The 15183-nt window shown below is 64.8% G+C and carries 13 protein-coding genes; 10 read left to right on the plus strand and 3 right to left on the minus strand.

What is annotated here, in order from left to right; all coding sequences use genetic code 11:
- Positions 1-158 precede the first annotated feature (158 nt).
- Positions 159-1163, plus strand: a complete 1005-nt coding sequence (locus tag GEU01_RS02460; protein WP_026018435.1) for a Gfo/Idh/MocA family protein — start codon at positions 159-161, stop codon at positions 1161-1163.
- Here GEU01_RS02460 and GEU01_RS02465 read toward each other — a convergent pair.
- The 3 genes from GEU01_RS02465 to GEU01_RS02475 all read right to left on the minus strand — a co-directional run bounded on the left by GEU01_RS02465 (position 1151) and on the right by GEU01_RS02475 (position 5275).
- Positions 1151-2977: an ABC-F family ATP-binding cassette domain-containing protein gene (locus tag GEU01_RS02465; RefSeq protein ID WP_019084799.1), complete on the minus strand. Its 1827-nt coding sequence runs from the start codon at positions 2975-2977 to the stop codon at positions 1151-1153. The two genes, GEU01_RS02460 and GEU01_RS02465, sit on opposite strands and share 13 nt — an antisense overlap.
- A gap of 49 nt (positions 2978-3026) precedes the next feature.
- Positions 3027-4406: an alpha,alpha-trehalose-phosphate synthase (UDP-forming) gene (locus GEU01_RS02470; protein ID WP_019084800.1), complete on the minus strand. Its 1380-nt coding sequence runs from the start codon at positions 4404-4406 to the stop codon at positions 3027-3029.
- A 128-nt stretch (positions 4407-4534) separates the two neighbouring features.
- The gene (locus GEU01_RS02475; RefSeq protein ID WP_019084801.1) at positions 4535-5275 is read right to left on the minus strand and encodes a response regulator; all 741 of its coding nucleotides are present in this window, start codon (positions 5273-5275) and stop codon (positions 4535-4537) included.
- 127 nt (positions 5276-5402) lie between these two features.
- Between GEU01_RS02475 and GEU01_RS02480 the strand changes: the two genes are divergently transcribed.
- The 9 genes from GEU01_RS02480 (at position 5403) to nrdR (ending at position 15136) form a co-directional block, all read left to right on the plus strand.
- Entirely contained in the window at positions 5403-5891 is a 489-nt protein-coding gene (locus GEU01_RS02480; protein ID WP_019084802.1) for a sigma-70 family RNA polymerase sigma factor, read from the plus strand.
- A 106-nt stretch (positions 5892-5997) separates the two neighbouring features.
- A complete protein-coding gene (locus tag GEU01_RS02485; protein WP_010507567.1) occupies positions 5998-6561 on the plus strand; it encodes a sigma-70 family RNA polymerase sigma factor in 564 nt (187 codons plus the stop codon).
- Positions 6562-6705: 144 nt separating this feature from the next.
- Entirely contained in the window at positions 6706-6888 is a 183-nt protein-coding gene (locus tag GEU01_RS26655) for a hypothetical protein (RefSeq protein ID WP_010514389.1), read from the plus strand.
- A 3-nt stretch (positions 6889-6891) separates the two neighbouring features.
- Positions 6892-8694: a sensor histidine kinase gene (locus GEU01_RS02495; RefSeq protein ID WP_026018436.1), complete on the plus strand. Its 1803-nt coding sequence runs from the start codon at positions 6892-6894 to the stop codon at positions 8692-8694.
- A gap of 98 nt (positions 8695-8792) precedes the next feature.
- Positions 8793-10505 carry a thiol reductant ABC exporter subunit CydD gene (gene cydD, locus GEU01_RS02500; RefSeq protein WP_026018437.1) on the plus strand — a complete coding sequence of 571 codons (1713 nt, stop codon included), beginning with the start codon at positions 8793-8795 and terminating at the stop codon, positions 10503-10505.
- A complete protein-coding gene (gene cydC, locus GEU01_RS02505) occupies positions 10502-12199 on the plus strand; it encodes a thiol reductant ABC exporter subunit CydC (protein ID WP_019084806.1) in 1698 nt (565 codons plus the stop codon). Before cydD ends, cydC begins: the two co-directional genes overlap by 4 nt.
- A 134-nt stretch (positions 12200-12333) precedes the next feature.
- Entirely contained in the window at positions 12334-12708 is a 375-nt protein-coding gene (locus GEU01_RS02510) for an OmpA family protein (RefSeq protein ID WP_019084807.1), read from the plus strand.
- A gap of 23 nt (positions 12709-12731) precedes the next feature.
- Entirely contained in the window at positions 12732-14567 is a 1836-nt protein-coding gene (recQ, locus tag GEU01_RS02515; protein WP_019084808.1) for a DNA helicase RecQ, read from the plus strand.
- Positions 14568-14629: 62 nt separating this feature from the next.
- Positions 14630-15136, plus strand: coding sequence for a transcriptional regulator NrdR (gene nrdR / locus GEU01_RS02520; RefSeq protein WP_019084809.1), 507 nt, complete (start codon positions 14630-14632; stop codon positions 15134-15136).
- The last annotated feature ends 47 nt before the right edge of the window (positions 15137-15183 follow it).

A 15183-nucleotide genomic window follows, 5' to 3' on the forward strand; every position in this document is an offset into this window, starting at 1 on the left:
AACCGCTGATACGCCGGCAGGGCCGCCGCCGTTGCCGTTTTGCCGCAATTTTCCCGCCCCGTCATGCCGCCCGTGCGGCCAGCGGGGGTGTGCGCCTGCGTGGCGGCCTGCTAATCCGGGAACAGGTACGGACACGAAACAGGCAGGAAGGGCAGGACATGACGCAGGCGGGAATGCGGTTGTTACGTGTCGGGATCGTGGGGGCGGGCCACTTCGGCCGCTTCCATGCGCTAAAGGTGCAGGCCGCCGCGCGGGAAATCCTGACCGGCATCCATGACCCCGATGCCGCGCGCGCGCGCAAGGTCGCGGCGGAAGCCGGGGGCGTGCCCGTCCTGTCATATCCCGATCTGCTGGCCTGTTCGGATGCGATTATTGTCGCAGCACCCGCGGAACACCATTTCGACCTGACCCGGCGCGCGCTGGCGGCGGGGAAGCATGTGCTGGTGGAAAAGCCCATGGCGGCCACACTGGCGCAGGCCGATGAACTGGCGCATCTGGCGCAGATGCACGGGGTCGTGCTGCAGGTCGGGCACCTGCTGCGCTATTCCGCCGAACATCAGGCCATTACCGACCGTATTTCCCGTCCCCTCTATATCGAGGCCACGCGCCTTGCGCCCTACAAGCCGCGCGGGACGGATGTCTCGGTGATCCTTGACCTCATGATCCATGACCTTGATCTGGTGCTGTCCATCGTGGACAGCCCGATCGAAAGCGTCGATGCGCTGGGGGCGGCGGTCAGTTCACCGTTCGAGGACATCGCCAACGCCCGCGTGCGGTTTGAAAATGGCTGTGTCGCCACCATCGCGGCCAGCCGAATTTCCCTCAAGACCGAGCGGCGGATGCGCGTCTTTTCACAGGAAGGCTACCTGTCGGCTGATTTCATGAAGCGTGAACTGACCATGATCGGGCGCACGCGCGGCCTGCCGCTGCCCGGATCGGGCGGGTTCCGGCGCGAATCCGTAACGTGGCGCGACCATGATACGCTGGCGGCGGAACATGCCGCCTTTGCCGCTTCGTGCCTTGATGGCGCGAAAGTGCTGGTGGACGCCGTGGCGGGCCGCCGGGCGCTGGCGGCGGCGCTGGCGGTGACACAGGGGATCGCCGCCACCCGCGCACGGATGGAGGCGTCCGGCCTGATCATCCCCCCCGTTCAGGAAGACTGAAGCGTCTCGCGCAGCATTTCGAGTTCCAGCCACCGTTCTTCCGCCGCCGTCAGGTCGGCCTCTGCCTTTTCCAGCGCCGTGGTGGCGGCCGTAAAGGTGGCGGGGTCGCGCGCATACAGGCCCCCGTCGGACAGGATGGCGCGCAGGCGCTCGATTTCCGTCTCCAGCGCCGCCATCTGCTTGGGTAGCTGTTCCAGCGCGTGCTTGTCCTTGTACGACATCTTGCGCGCGGGCTGCCGGGGGGAGGAGGACGGGGTCACATCGGTTCTGGCCGGTGTGGTTTCCGCGCGGTCCTGCCGGGGGCGGGCGGCCAGTGTGGCGTCCTGCCGCTGGGCCAGCATGTCGCTGTAGCCACCGGCATATTCCACCCACTTTCCGCCGCCTTCCGCCATCAGGATGGAGGAGGCGACCCGGTCGAGGAAGTCACGGTCATGGCTGACCAGCAGCACCGTGCCGGAATAGCTGGCCAGCATGTCCTGCAGCAGGTCGAGCGTTTCAAGGTCAAGGTCGTTGGTCGGCTCGTCCAGCACCAGCAGGTTGGACGGCCGCGCCAGCGCGCAGGCCAGCATGAGCCGCCCGCGCTCCCCCCCCGACAGCACGCCCACCGGGGTACGCGCCTGTTCGGGGCGGAACAGGAAGTCCTTCATGTAGCCGATGACATGGCGTTTCTCATTGCCAACCTGCACCATGTCCCCGCCGCCGCCCGTCAGCGTATCCGCCAGCGTGGTGTCGGGATCAAGCGAGCGGCGCTGCTGGTCCAGTGTGACGACATTGAGCGCGCTGCCGATATTGATGGTGCCGGAATCCGGCCTGTCCAGTCCCGTCAGCAGGCGCAGCAGGGTGCTCTTGCCCGCGCCATTGGCCCCCACGATCCCCAGCCGGTCCCCGCGCAGGACACGCAGGTCCAGATGGCTGACCACCGGGTGGGCAGGGTCATAGGCGCGTGACATATCTTCTGCCACCGCAACCAGCTTGCCCGACAGGTCGCTTTCGCGGGCTTCCATCTTCAGGCCGCCGGGCTGCCTTATGGCGGTGCGACGGGTATTGCGCAGTTCGGCCAGTTCAGCCACGCGGCGGACATTGCGCTTGCGCCGCGCGGTCACGCCGTAACGCATCCAGTCTTCCTCACGCGCGATCTGGCGGTCCAGCTTGTGGCTGTCGCGATCTTCCTGCTCCAGCACTTCCTCGCGCCATGTCTCGAACCGGGCGAAGCCCTGATCCAGCCTGCGGGTGACACCCCGGTCCAGCCACACGACCGAACGCGACAGCGTTTCCAGCAGCCTGCGGTCATGGCTTATGATGACCATGGCCGATGACAGCGACAGCAGTTCACGTTCCAGCCATTCAATGGTGGGCATGTCCAGGTGGTTGGTGGGTTCGTCCAGCAAAAGCAGGTCGGGTTCGGGCGCAAGGGCGCGGGCCAGCGCGCAGCGCCGCGCTTCCCCGCCCGACAGGGTGGCCGGGTCTTCCGTGCCGTTCAGCCCCAGTTCGGTCAGCAGCAGTTCGGCGCGGTATTCCGGGTCGCCCGGCCCCATGCCCGCGCGGACGTAATCCAGCGTGGTGTCAAAGCCCGACAGGTCGGGTTCCTGCGGCAGGTAGCGCACGGTGGTGCCGGGCTGGACAAAAACGGTGCCGTCATCGGCCTGTATCTCACCCGCCGCGATGCGCAGCAGGGTGGACTTGCCACAGCCATTGCGCCCGACAAGGCAGACGCGCTCGCCAGGGCCAACGCCGAAGCCCGCGCCATTGAGCAGCGGCGCGCCGCCAAGGGTCAGGGTGATATCCTGAAGGAGAAGAAGGGGAGGTGAGGCCATGCCCACTTATGTATTCTCAACCACCCCGTGCGCAAGGCTGGTGTGGGGCTTAACGCCGCTTCGCGTTTTCAAGGATGTTCAGGAACGACAGCCCCCAGCCAAGGGCCGTACGGTTGGCAATGCTGTTCCAGCATGCCTGCCAGCGTTCGCGCCGTTCCTCGGGCGACATGGCCAGCGCGCGTTCCAGCGCATCGGCCATGCCGTCATGATCCAGCGGGTTGACCAGCAGGGCGGCCTCAAGCTGCTTTGCCGCCCCGGCAAGGCGGGAGAGGATCAGCACGCCGGGATTTTCAGGATCCTGGGCTGCGATGAATTCCTTGGCCACAAGATTCATGCCATCGCGCAGCGGGGTGATGTAGCCGATATCCGCCAGCCGCATGTACCCGGCCACGGTGGGGCGCGGGCTGCCGCGTGTCAGGAAGCGCAGCGGGGTCCAGTCGGCCTGTCCCTTATGTGCGTTCAGCTTGCCGATCTGGTGTTCCAGCTTGTTGCGCAGCACCTGGTAGGATGGCACGTCCGTCCGGCTTTCGGCCGCGATCTGCAGGAACGTCACCTGCCGTTCCCGCCTGGGGTAGGTTTCCAGCAGGCGTTCGTAGCCAGCCAGCCGGTGGTCCAGACCCTTGGTCGGGTCCATGCGGTCCACGCCAAAGATCAGCTTGCGTCCCGCCAGCGAACCCGACAGGCGGCGCAGGTCCGCCGACCCGGCGGCGGTAACGGCGGTCTGGGCAAAGGTCTGGGGATCGATTTCCACGGGGAAGGTGCCGACATGCACGCGGCGTCCCTCGAATGTCAGGGTGCTGTCATCTTCCGCAATGGCCCCGGCCTTGCGGGTGGCGGCGAAGATGAAATTGGCCGTGTCGTCCGCTGTCTGGAACCCCAGCAGGTCCGCCTTCATCAGGTCGCGCAGGAACGTACCGCCATCGGGGGCCGTGGCCAGCATGTCGGGCGCGGGAAAGGGGGTATGGAGGAAAAAGCCGATGGGCTGGCGCACGCCATGGCGGCGCAGCAGGGCAGGCAGTGGCAGCAGATGATAGTCATGGATCCAGATGACATCTTCCGCACGCAGCAGTGGCAGCAGGTTTTCACAGAACCGTTCGTTCACCGACCAGTAAGTGGCCAGTTCCCGCCGCTCGAAATGGATATGCTCGGGCAGCGAATGCATGAGCGGCCATAGCGTGGAATTGGAAAAGCCGGTGTAGTAGTTGCGATGTTCGGCTGGCGTCAGGCCGATGGTGGCGTATTCCACCCCTTCCGCCTGCTGTATCTCGGGTGGCAGGTGCGCGGCATCGGGATGGCAGGTGCCGTTCCAGCCGAACCACATGCCCCCCTTGCGCGCCAGCAGGTCCTTCAGCACAACCGCGAGGCCGCCGGGGCGCAGCCCCTCCTTGGGAACGGGAACGCGATTGGATACGATGACCAGCCGTTTCATTACTGCCCTCTCTGATAAGCTGTCGCATGGCGGATCAGCCCCATCCGGCTGCGCAGCCGGGACACGCACCATACACGCCGGGTCATGCAGGGGGGATGGCGCAGGCGCGGGACTGGCATGCGGCAGTGTCAGTTCAGGGATACGCCACCCGAAACCGCCTGATAGGTGGAGACCGCCAGCGTAAGCGGTTCAAAGGGCTTGGTAATGACGAATGCCGGTTCGATCGTGTCGCCCGTCAGCAGGCGTTCGGGGTAGGCGGTCACGAAAATGATGGGAATGTCCTGGTGCTGCAGGATGCTCGAGACCGCCTTCATCCCGTCGCCGCCGTCACCGAGGTTGATATCGGCCAGGATCAGGCCGGGGCGGGTCTCACGCGCCAGCTTTATGGCCTCCGCCTCGCTGCTGGCGACACCTGCGATGGTATGGCCGCACTGGCGCACCAGTTCCTCGATATCCATCGCGATGATCGGTTCGTCCTCGATGATCAGCACGCTGGTCTGCGCGCATGAACGCAGGCGGGCGTGTGCGTCCTCCAGTATGGTGGCGGCCTGCTCGGGGGGCAGTGACAGGACACGGGCGGCGTCATTGACCGACAGTTCCTCAAGCGAGGTCAGCAGCAGCAGCTTGCGCCCCAGCGGCGGCATGCCGCCAGCGGTGTCCCCGGTGCCCCCATGTTCGGCATGGTGGCGGGATATCCACTGGTAAAGGCGCAGCCTTGGAGGCAGGGATGGGTCATCCACCGCCATGAGTTCGCGCAGGCTTTCGGCGACCAGCAGGTCGCTACTCGACTGGCTGCCACATAACGCCCGGGCGTAACGCCGGGCATAGGGCAGGGCGCGAAGCAGGTCTTGACGCCGTGATAGCGGCATGAGGCATTCATCTCCCCAGATAAACTGTTACACTCCGGATCATGACAGCGTTAGGCTGTGCTGCAAGAGTTGAAGAGTAAACAAACTGGAATCCAGAATACCACTCGATCCGTCGGCGGTCACGCACTTGCGTGGGGAGATCCTGTCCCTTCTGCCGCAATTACGTGGTTTTGCCCGTTTTCTGACCGGGCAGCCCGCGCAGGCGGACGATCTTGTCCAGGAAACCGTGCTGCGCGCGCTGGCGGCCCTGGACCAGTTCGCGCCGGGCACCAGCATGAAGGCATGGCTGTACACGATCGCGCGCAACCTTTTTTATGAGCAGCGCCGCCATGGCCAGCGCGAACGTGATGTCATGTCCGACTATGCCCACCGCCCCGACCAGCCCGAAAGCGGCACGGGGGAAGGGGAGGCGGATGTGCTGCGTGACCTCGATGGCGCGATCTGGCGGCTGTCCCCCCGCCTGCGTGAGGCGCTGGTGCTGGTTGGCGTGCAGGAAATGACCTATGCGGAGGCGGCGCATGTCTGCGGGGTCACGGTCGGCACCATCAAGGCCCGCGTCTCCCGCGCGCGTGCGCAGATCATGGAGTACATGAACGCCCGCCCCGATGATGGCTGAGGGAACCATCGGTCACCTGCTCGCGTTTTCGTTATGTGGGTGGATGTAACCTTTTGCCCTTCCCGTTCATTGCACCTGCATGAACGACAATACAGGGGAGAAGAACATGACCAACAGCTTTCATGACGAGATGATTGCAATCCTGCCCCGTCTGCGCGTTCAGGCCCTGTCACTGACACGCAACCGTGCGGCGGCGGATGATCTGGTGCAGGATGCCGTGTGCAATGCGCTGGCCGCCCAGCACAGCTTCACGCCGGGTACCAATTTTTCCGCGTGGATGCACCGTATCCTGCGCAACCGTTTCATCTCGGACCTGCGCAAGAAACGCGAAACCGGGAATATCGAGGACGTGCCCGCGTCCGCCATGGCTGGCAGCGGCGCGCATGATGAACGCCTGATGGTCAAGGAACTGGCCGAAGCCATGAACCGCCTGCCCACCGATCAGCGCGAGGCGCTGGTGCTGGTGGTGATGCAGGGCATGAGCTATGATGAACTGGCCGCGGCAACCGGCTGCGCCGTCGGTACCGCCAAGAGCCGTGTCTTCCGCGCCCGTCGCCAGCTGGCCACATGGCTCTATGGTGAAGAACGCGACATTTCCACGGTCGAACTGCGCGGTGCGGTGCAGCGCCTGCGCACGCGGGTGCAGGCACGTCCCGCGGCAGCGGTCTGATGAGTGGATTCCCACTTTGAATTGCGGCACGAATATGGCACTGACAGTAATGTCTTCATCAGTATCTTGGAATCTGCAGGGTAAGATGCAGCCCTGACATAGACAGGGATTGTGTGAAGTGGGAATTTACTTCGGGATAATGCGATGGCTCTGAAGGACAAGTGTCCTCCCAGGCAACCAGGAAAGAAGTCCATAAACAGATCGGATGATGCGTTCGAGCTATGGCTGAAGCGCGGATTGCATCAGTTGTTTGATGATGTGACGAAAGAGCCCGTTCCCGAGGAACTCCTGCGTCTGATTGAGGAAGACCGGAAACGGACAAAATAACGCATGTCCGTATTCCCATCTTCCGGCCACGGCAGGCAGGTCCGTCATCGGAGCCTGTTCAGTCATGTGGGCCGTGTATTCGATGCCGTGCGTGGCCGGATGATGGCGATCATTCTGCTGGCCGCCATGCCCATTGCCTTGATCGGGGCCGTACAGGCATGGCATAGTTACCGTTCCACGCTTGAAGCGCCCGGCGACCGTACCGACCTGACGGTATCGCGCATCGATCTTGAACTGCGCCACGAATCCGAACATCTCAGTTCCCTGCTGCAGGCCGTCTCACGCATGCGGCTGGATGATGCGGGCCTGCGCCATATGCTCGAACTGGTCCAGTCGCTGACCGGACGGCATTACAGCCAGATCGCGCTGGCGGATGACCGGGGCAACATCCTGACCGCTGTCGGGCAGCAGGGCGGGTCGGCCCCGCTGACCATGGACGCCATGCCCCGTTTCCAGGGTGATGTCGGGATCGTGGCCCTGAACGATCCGGTGACCCATGTGCCCGGTTATTTCCGCATTACGGTATCCACCACCATTTATGACGATGCCGGCAGGCCCGCCCGCCCGGGCTACCTGACGGCCATCATGCCGCTGTCATGGCGCAGCGCCATACTGCAGGCCAGTGACCCGCGCCTGGACCTGGTGCAGCAGAACGGCCCGGTGGAAATATGGCTGGTGGACAGCCACGCCCGGGCATCTGCCCCCCTGTGTTCGGATTGCAACTGGTCCCCCCATCCGCCCGAACGCATCATGCAGTGGGCGCGCGGCACGCTGGCAATGGGGGAGGAGCATGCCCATATCACCCTGCCCGATGGGTCGTTTTCGATCGGCCGGGTGCAGGATGGCGTGCATGTCCTCAGCATGACGCGGCGCAACGCGGGCGAACGGCATGCGGTGGTGATGTTCGCCATATCGCTGGTCAGCAGCGGACTGCTGCTGCTGATGGGGCTGCTGGGCGCATCCAAGAGCGCCGACGTGCTGGTGATCACGCCGTTGCGCCAGCTGACCACGTCGGTCAACCAGTGGCAGCTGGGGGGGATGTATGACGTGCGCTCCAACTGGGCCATGCCGCTGGAGGTCAGGCAGCTTGCCCATGCCTTCAGCAAGGCCACCCGCAAGCTGGCGCGGCATGAAAGGCGGCTGGAACGCGCGCAGGCCCGGCAGGAACTGCTGCTCAAGGAAATGCACCATCGCGTCAAGAACAACCTGCAGATCGTGGCGTCGCTGCTGAACCTGCAGGCAGGGCGCATCCGCCTGCCCGCCGCGCGTGAGGAATTCGCGCAGGCGCGTGACCGTGTGCGCGCGCTGGCCACCCTTCACCGCTATCTTTATGCCGATGGTGAACTGTACAGCCTGAACATGCAGAGCTTCGTGCGTGAACTGTGTGGCCAGATCATGCATGCCATCGGTGAATCCGATGAAAGCCGCATCACGCTGGATATCCGCGTCGATGACCTGCTGATGGTGCCTGACCAGGCGGTGCCCCTTGCCCTGATCGTGACGGAAGCGGTCAGCAACACGATAAAATACGCTTTTCCCGATCGGCAGCATGGCACGCTGGAAGTTGGCCTGCGCGCGCTATCCGGTGACCGGGCGTGCCTGTGGATCGCCGATAACGGCGTGGGCATGGCGGCGGTGCGGAACCAGCCCGGGACGGAAGAAGGGCGCAGCGGGATCGGCATGCAGCTGATCCGTGGCTTTGCCCGGCAGCTGGGCGGCGAACTGCAGATGTTTGAGGAAAACGGGACACGTTATGTCCTTGTTTTTCCACTAAAGCAGCCCGAACAGGATGAAACGGCAGGCTGAATCCATGCAAAAATGCATGGCAGAGTTATGGTGTAGACGGTTTTCAGCCGTGGATGATGGCTGTCCCTGTGTCGTGTCCTTCGGTATAGGGAGCGGTCATGAACGATGACAAGACAGTGATGAAGGCGTGGACGAAGGCACAGTCGCGTCTTGGGCGCCGACAGGCCATGCCGGTTGTGTTGCTGGGACTGGCCCTGGCTGCGACCGCGGTGGGGCAGGTCTGGTGCATTGCCAGCGTGCTGGCAAGCGTGCTGGTGCCCGGTGGGGAACCGGCGGTGATGTGGCCGCTGGCGGGGCTGGTGGTGCTGGCCATCGTGCGCGCTGTCCTGCAGATGGGGTCGGACATCCTTGCCGCCCGTGCGGGCATGAAGGCGCGGGCACGCCTGCGTGGCGGGGTGCTGGACGCCATCCTGCGTGGCGGGCCGGGGCTGCTGCGCCGCCACCATACGGGGGAACTGACGGCGCTGGCCGTTGACCGGATCGAGGCGCTGGACGGTTTCTTCGCCCGCTGGCTGCCCGCCTCCGTGCTGTGGATCGCGGCCCCGCTTGTCATCGGTGTCCTTGCCGCATGCATCCAGCCCGGCTCTGCGCTGATCATGGCGATATGCGGCCTTGCCGTGCCGTTCGGGCAGGCGCTGTTCGGGATCGTGGCGGCGGTTGCCTCACGCAATCAGTTCCTGGCCATGACCCGTCTGCAGGCCCGCTTCCTTGACCGCGTGCGCGGGATCGCCACCATTGTCCTGTCGGGCCGGACGGAGGATGAAACCCGCCGCCTTGCCGCAGCCGCGGAAGAACTGCGGGTGCGCACCATGAAGGTGCTGCGGGTTGCGTTCCTGTCCTCGGCTTCCATCGATTGCGCCATGGTCGTGGCCCTTGTGCTGGTGGCGCTGCGCAATGGCGCGCAGCTCATGGCGCTGCATGACCAGGGCGTGCCCGCTGCGATCATGGCGGCCCATGTTGCGCGCGGGCTGTTTGTCGTGCTGCTGGTGCCGGAATTCTTCGCCCCCTTCCGCAGCCTTGCGCTGGCGTACCAGGACCGCGCCCATGCATCGGGCGCGGCGGCGGCCATGCGGATCCTGCCGGACGCCACGGCGGTGCGGGCGGCGGGGCAGGCGGTCTGTCAAACGGGGCAGGGCGTCAGTGTCGCGTTCGAACATGTGGGCTTCACATGGGATCCCGCCCGTGGCGCGACACTCGATGATGTCTCGTTCACCGCACCTGCCGGGCAGACGGTGGTGCTGTGGGGCCCGTCGGGGTCGGGCAAGTCCACCATCATCGAAATGCTGCTGGGCTTCATCCAGCCCGAAAGCGGACGTATTGCCATCAATGGTACCGACATGGCCACCATCGTGCCCGAGGCACTGGTGGCCATGACATCATGGATCGGGCAGAAGCCGGTCCTGTTCGCGGGCACGCTACGCGAAAACATCCTGTTCGCCCGCCCCGACGCGACGGACGTGCAGTTGCAGGCCGCCATCCGGGCGGCGGCGGCGGATGTGTTCATTGCCAGCCTGCCGCACGGGCTTGAGACCCTGATTGGTGAAGGCGGGTTCGGCCTGTCGGGCGGACAGGCGCAGCGCGTGGCGATTGCGCGCGCCTTCCTCAAGGATGCGCCGCTGCTTTTGCTGGATGAACCGACATCCCATCTCGACCCGCAGACGGAAGCCGACGTGTTCAGCAGCCTGCGTGCGCTTGCGGCCAATCGCACGGTTATCCTCGCCAGCCATTCCGCGGCGGCGGAAGGGTTCGGGGGGCGGAAGGTGGTCCTTGATCATGGCCGGATTGTCACCAGTGGGGAGAATGCATCGTGAAATCCTCGGAAAACCGGGAATTCGCACGGCAGGCACGGCGTGAAGGCGTGATGGGGCCGGTGCTGCAGATCCTGCATATATGGCAGCGTCGCGCCCCGCTGCTGACGGCGGGGGCGCTGTTGTCCCTGCTGGCGGTGCTGATTGGCCTTGTGCTGATGCGCGAGGCGGGCATGCGGGTGGCCGCCATGACGCTGGGCGTGATCGTGGTGACGACCGGGGCGCTGCGCATCTTTGGCGGTGCCCGGGTCATCCTGCGCTATACCGAACGTCTGGTCACGCATGACGCCATGTTCCGCGCACTGGCGGACGTGCGGGTCTGGTTCTTCCGCAACCTGGCGCGTGGCGCGGCGGCGGGTCTTGGCTTCCGTCGCGCGGGTGACCTGCTGTCGCGGCTGGTATCTGATGTCGAGACGCTGGACGGGCTGTACCTGCGCATCATCATTCCGCTGCTTGGCGCATGCCTAGTGCTGCCGTTCCTGTTCATCGCCATCAACATGGTCAGCACCGTGCTCGCGGTTGTCGTGGCGGGGCTGTTTGCCTGCGGTGCCTTTGTCCTGCCCCTGATCGCCGCCATTATGGGGCGGCGCGAGGGTGGTCTGGTCAACCATGCCAGCGCGCAGCTGCGTATCGGCGTGCTGGACATGGTCGGGGGGCTGCGTGAAATCGCGACCTTCGGGGCGGAGGGGCGCATGCTGGCGCATGTCCGTGACCGTGATGACGCCCTGTATCGCGCGCAGATGAAACAGGCGCGGATGCTGGCCATGGCCGGCGCCGCGTCCTATCTGTGCGGGCAGGCGGCGGTAGTGGCGGTGCTGGCCGCGGCCCTTGGCCTGGGGCTGCCACGCATTGCCCCGCTGCCTGCGGCGGCAGTGCTGTTCCTGACGGTCGCGGCTTTTGAAACCGTGGGCGGCCTGACCCGCGCGGGCGCGCTGGCGGGCAGCATTACCCGTGCTGCGGCCCGTGTCGTGGCCGTAAGCGAAATGCCCGAACATGCCCCCCCCGAAGGCACCGAACCCGCGCCAGCGGGCACCGACATCAGCTTCCAGCATGTGTCCTTCCGCTGGAGTGCCGACCGTGCCCCGGTGCTTGATGACCTGAACCTGAACATCCCGGCAGGCCAGCGCATTGCGGTGCTGGGGCCGTCGGGTGCGGGCAAGTCCACCCTGGCGGCGCTGCTGCTCAAGGCGGTGGCGCCGCAGGCCGGGTGCATCACGCTGGGTGGACGCGATATCGCCACCATCCGTGATGATGACCTGCGGGGACGGATCGCATGGCTGTCGCAGGCCACGCACCTGTTTGCCGATACGATTCGCGCCAATCTGCTGCTTGGCCGCCCCGATGCAAGTGAAGCCGACCTGTGGACCGCGCTGGAACAGGCCCGGGTTGCGGATGTCGTGCGTGAACTGCCCGACGGGCTGGATAGCTGGCTGGGTGAAGGCGGGGCCAGTCTGTCAGGCGGGCAGGGCAGGCGGCTGGCGCTGGCGCGTGTGCTGCTGTCACGCGCGCCTATCCTGATACTGGATGAACCGGCCACGGGGCTGGATGCACGCACCGAGCAGGAGTTCCTCCAGACCCTGAATGAGGTGACGCATGGCCGCACTGTCATCCTGATCGCGCATCGCCTGACAGGTGTCGAAAATCTGGATAAGGTATGGCATGTTTCTGGCGGGAAAGTGGTCAGTGCCCATTCATGATGGGGTGGCCATGCCGGTTGAAAGGATTGACGCGGCTAGTCCCACAGGGCACGAAGTAGCGGAAAACCGGATCGGGCATACCAGAAGGCTGATAGCGATCCGTCTTGAATCCCTGAATCAGGAGTAAATCCATCATGCGTCGCCTGTCCCTTCTTCTTGGTCTCGGTCTGCTGACAGGATGTGCTGGTGGCCATCCGGGTAAATATGTCGTGTTCTTTACCAAGAACTCCACCCAGCTTGATACGCCGGCCCAGACGGTGATTACGCAGGCGGCCCAGCGCGCGGCCTCGACCCATGGCAAGGTACGTGTCGAAGGCTACGCCGCTGCCAGCCATGACCTGTCGGCTGATGAACTGCTGGCGATCGACCGCGCCAAGATCGTGGCCCGCCAGCTGGCGGTTGATGGCGTGGATGCCAGCCGTATCAGCCAGCAGCCGCGCGGCCCGGTGAACAACGAAGACGGCGCCCTGGCGTCCCGCCGTGTCGAAATCGAGGTTGGTGGACGCTGAATAACGGCTTCCCCTTTGATGATATGACGGCTGGTGACGGCACATCACGCAACCCGCGTGATGTGCTGGCCGAGATCTTCGGCTTTCCTGATTTCCGCGGGCTGCAGCAGCAGGCCGTGGATGAGGTCATGGCGGGCCGGGACTGCCTGGTGCTCATGCCGACCGGTGGCGGCAAGAGCGTATGCTATCAGGTGCCCGCCCTTGCGCGGCCCGGCACCGGCCTTGTCATTTCCCCCCTGATCGCACTGATGGACGATCAGGTCGCGGCCCTGCGCCAGCTGGGGGTGAACGCGGGTGCGCTGCATTCCGAACAGGAAGCCGATGACGCCGCCCGCGTCCGTTCGGACCTTATGGCCGGGCGGCTGGATATCCTTTACGTCTCGCCCGAACGGCTGCTTTCCCCCGGTATGCTGGAACGGCTGGGGCGGCTGACGCTGTCGATCATCGCGATTGACGAAGCGCACTGCATTTCCGCATGGGGACATGAATTCCGGCCCGAATACCGCGAACTCGCGGCCCTGCCGCAGCATTTCCCCAATGTCCCCCGCATTGCCCTGACGGCTACGGCGGACGCGCGCACGCGCACCGACATCCTTGACGCGCTGGCCATGCCGGACGCCACGGTGCTGAAGGCCAGTTTCCACCGGCCCAACCTTGATATTGCAGTAAAGCCCAAGACATCGGAACTGCGCCAGCTGACCGGCATACTGGACCGCCATCGCGGGGCGGCGTCCATCGTCTATTGCGGCAGCCGCAGCAAGACCGAACGGATTGCCCGTTCGCTTGCGGGCAAGGGATATGTGGCGCTACCGTTCCATGCCGGCCTGTCGCCAGTGGAAAAGCGCGCCGCCCTCATGCGGTTCCGTTCGGGCGAACCGGTGGTGATCGTCGCCACCATTGCCTTTGGCATGGGCATTGACCGGCCGGATGTGCGTGCCGTGGTGCATCTGGACATGCCGTCCTCACCCGAAGGGTATTACCAGCAGATCGGTCGCGCGGGCCGCGATGGCGAACAGGCCGAGACCGTCCTGCTGTACGGCGGTGACGACATGGCCCGTGCCCGGTACTGGCTGGAGCAGTCCAACGCCTCCGATGCCCAGAAACGGATCATGAGCGCCCGGCTGGAAGCGATGATCGCGCTGACCGAAACCACGGGCTGCCGCACGCAGGCGCTGCTGTCATGTTTTGGCGAGGAACTGCCCGCCGCCTGCGGCCATTGCGACAACTGCCGCAATCCCGTCGCGACGTTTGACGGCACCGTGGCGGCGCAGAAGGTCCTGTCGGCCATCTATCGCACCGGGCAGCGTTTTGGCGCGGTGCATGTGGCGGGCGTGCTGCGCGGCAAGGCGTCGGACATGGCGTCCCGGCACGGGCATGAAAAGCTGAGCGTCTTCGGGATTGGCAGGGACCGCCCCGAACCCTTCTGGCGTGGCGTGATCCGCCAGTTGATCGCACGGGGCGCGATAAAGGTGACGGGGGAATATAATGCCCTTGCCCTTGAGGAAGGGCGCGCCCGTCCCATATTGCGTGGCGAGGAGCAGATCATGCTGCGCGAGGACGCGACCGAGGATCTCAAGGCGGCAGGACGCGTGTCAGGTGGCGGGCAGCGTCCCCAGATGGCCGATCTGACGCCGGAAGCCGCTGCACGCTACGAGGCGCTGCGGCAGTGGCGGCTGGGTGAGGCACGGGAACAGGAAATCCCGCCCTATGTCATTTTTCATGATGCCGTGCTGCATGATATTGCCCTTGAACGTCCGGCCACATTGGATGAATTGGGCATGATCCGTGGGGTGGGTGGGTCCAAGCTGGCCCGCTATGGCGCGGCGGTGCTGGACGTACTGGCCGATGTCGGCGCCTAGCCTGTCATGCCGCGCGCGCGTGGCGTGTTCTGTTGTATCGCGTAGTCAGGAAACGGTTTTGCATGCGTTGCCCTTTTTGTGGAAATGATGACACGCAGGTGAAGGACAGCCGCCCGCATGAAGATGGCGCGGCCATCCGGCGCAGGCGCATATGCGGGTCGTGCGGGCAACGTTTCACCACCATCGAACGCGTGCAGTTGCGCGACCTTGTGGTGGTCAAGGCCGATGGTCGCCGCGTGCCCTTCGAGCGTGACAAGATGGCGCGTTCGGTCCGTATCGCATTGCGCAAGCGTCCCGTCGAGGCGGACAGGATCGAACGGATCGTCAATGGGCTGGTCCGGCATCTGGAAGCCACGGGGGAGACGGATATCCCTTCACGCGATATCGGCCGGCTGATTATGGAAACGCTGCGTGAAATTGATTCCGTGGCCTATATCCGTTTCGCCAGCGTGCACTGGGATTTTCGTGAAACCAAGGATTTCGCTGATATTCTGGAAACGATTTCAGCCTCCGTTTCAGGCGATGCTGGCGAAGACCTGCCCCCGTCCGGCCCCGGGGACAAAGATTGAACTGGACCCCGCCACGCAAAGAGGCGATGAAACGCAGAATTCGCAGC

This window comes from Komagataeibacter europaeus LMG 18890, from assembly GCF_000285295.1.
In the GTDB taxonomy this organism is placed as follows: Bacteria; Pseudomonadota; Alphaproteobacteria; order Acetobacterales; family Acetobacteraceae; genus Komagataeibacter; species Komagataeibacter europaeus.

Coding starts and splice junctions, on each gene's coding strand:
- GEU01_RS26655 (WP_010514389.1), top strand. CDS start 6,706: ATGGCTCTGAAGGACAAGTGTCCTCCCAGGCAACCAGGAAAGAAGTCC.
- recQ (WP_019084808.1), top strand. CDS start 12,732: ATGACGGCTGGTGACGGCACATCACGCAACCCGCGTGATGTGCTGGCC.
- cydD (WP_026018437.1), top strand. CDS start 8,793: ATGAACGATGACAAGACAGTGATGAAGGCGTGGACGAAGGCACAGTCG.
- nrdR (WP_019084809.1), top strand. CDS start 14,630: ATGCGTTGCCCTTTTTGTGGAAATGATGACACGCAGGTGAAGGACAGC.
- GEU01_RS02465 (WP_019084799.1), bottom strand. CDS start 2,977: ATGGCCTCACCTCCCCTTCTTCTCCTTCAGGATATCACCCTGACCCTT.
- GEU01_RS02470 (WP_019084800.1), bottom strand. CDS start 4,406: ATGAAACGGCTGGTCATCGTATCCAATCGCGTTCCCGTTCCCAAGGAG.
- GEU01_RS02510 (WP_019084807.1), top strand. CDS start 12,334: ATGCGTCGCCTGTCCCTTCTTCTTGGTCTCGGTCTGCTGACAGGATGT.
- GEU01_RS02485 (WP_010507567.1), top strand. CDS start 5,998: ATGACCAACAGCTTTCATGACGAGATGATTGCAATCCTGCCCCGTCTG.
- GEU01_RS02475 (WP_019084801.1), bottom strand. CDS start 5,275: ATGCCGCTATCACGGCGTCAAGACCTGCTTCGCGCCCTGCCCTATGCC.
- GEU01_RS02460 (WP_026018435.1), top strand. CDS start 159: ATGACGCAGGCGGGAATGCGGTTGTTACGTGTCGGGATCGTGGGGGCG.
- GEU01_RS02495 (WP_026018436.1), top strand. CDS start 6,892: ATGTCCGTATTCCCATCTTCCGGCCACGGCAGGCAGGTCCGTCATCGG.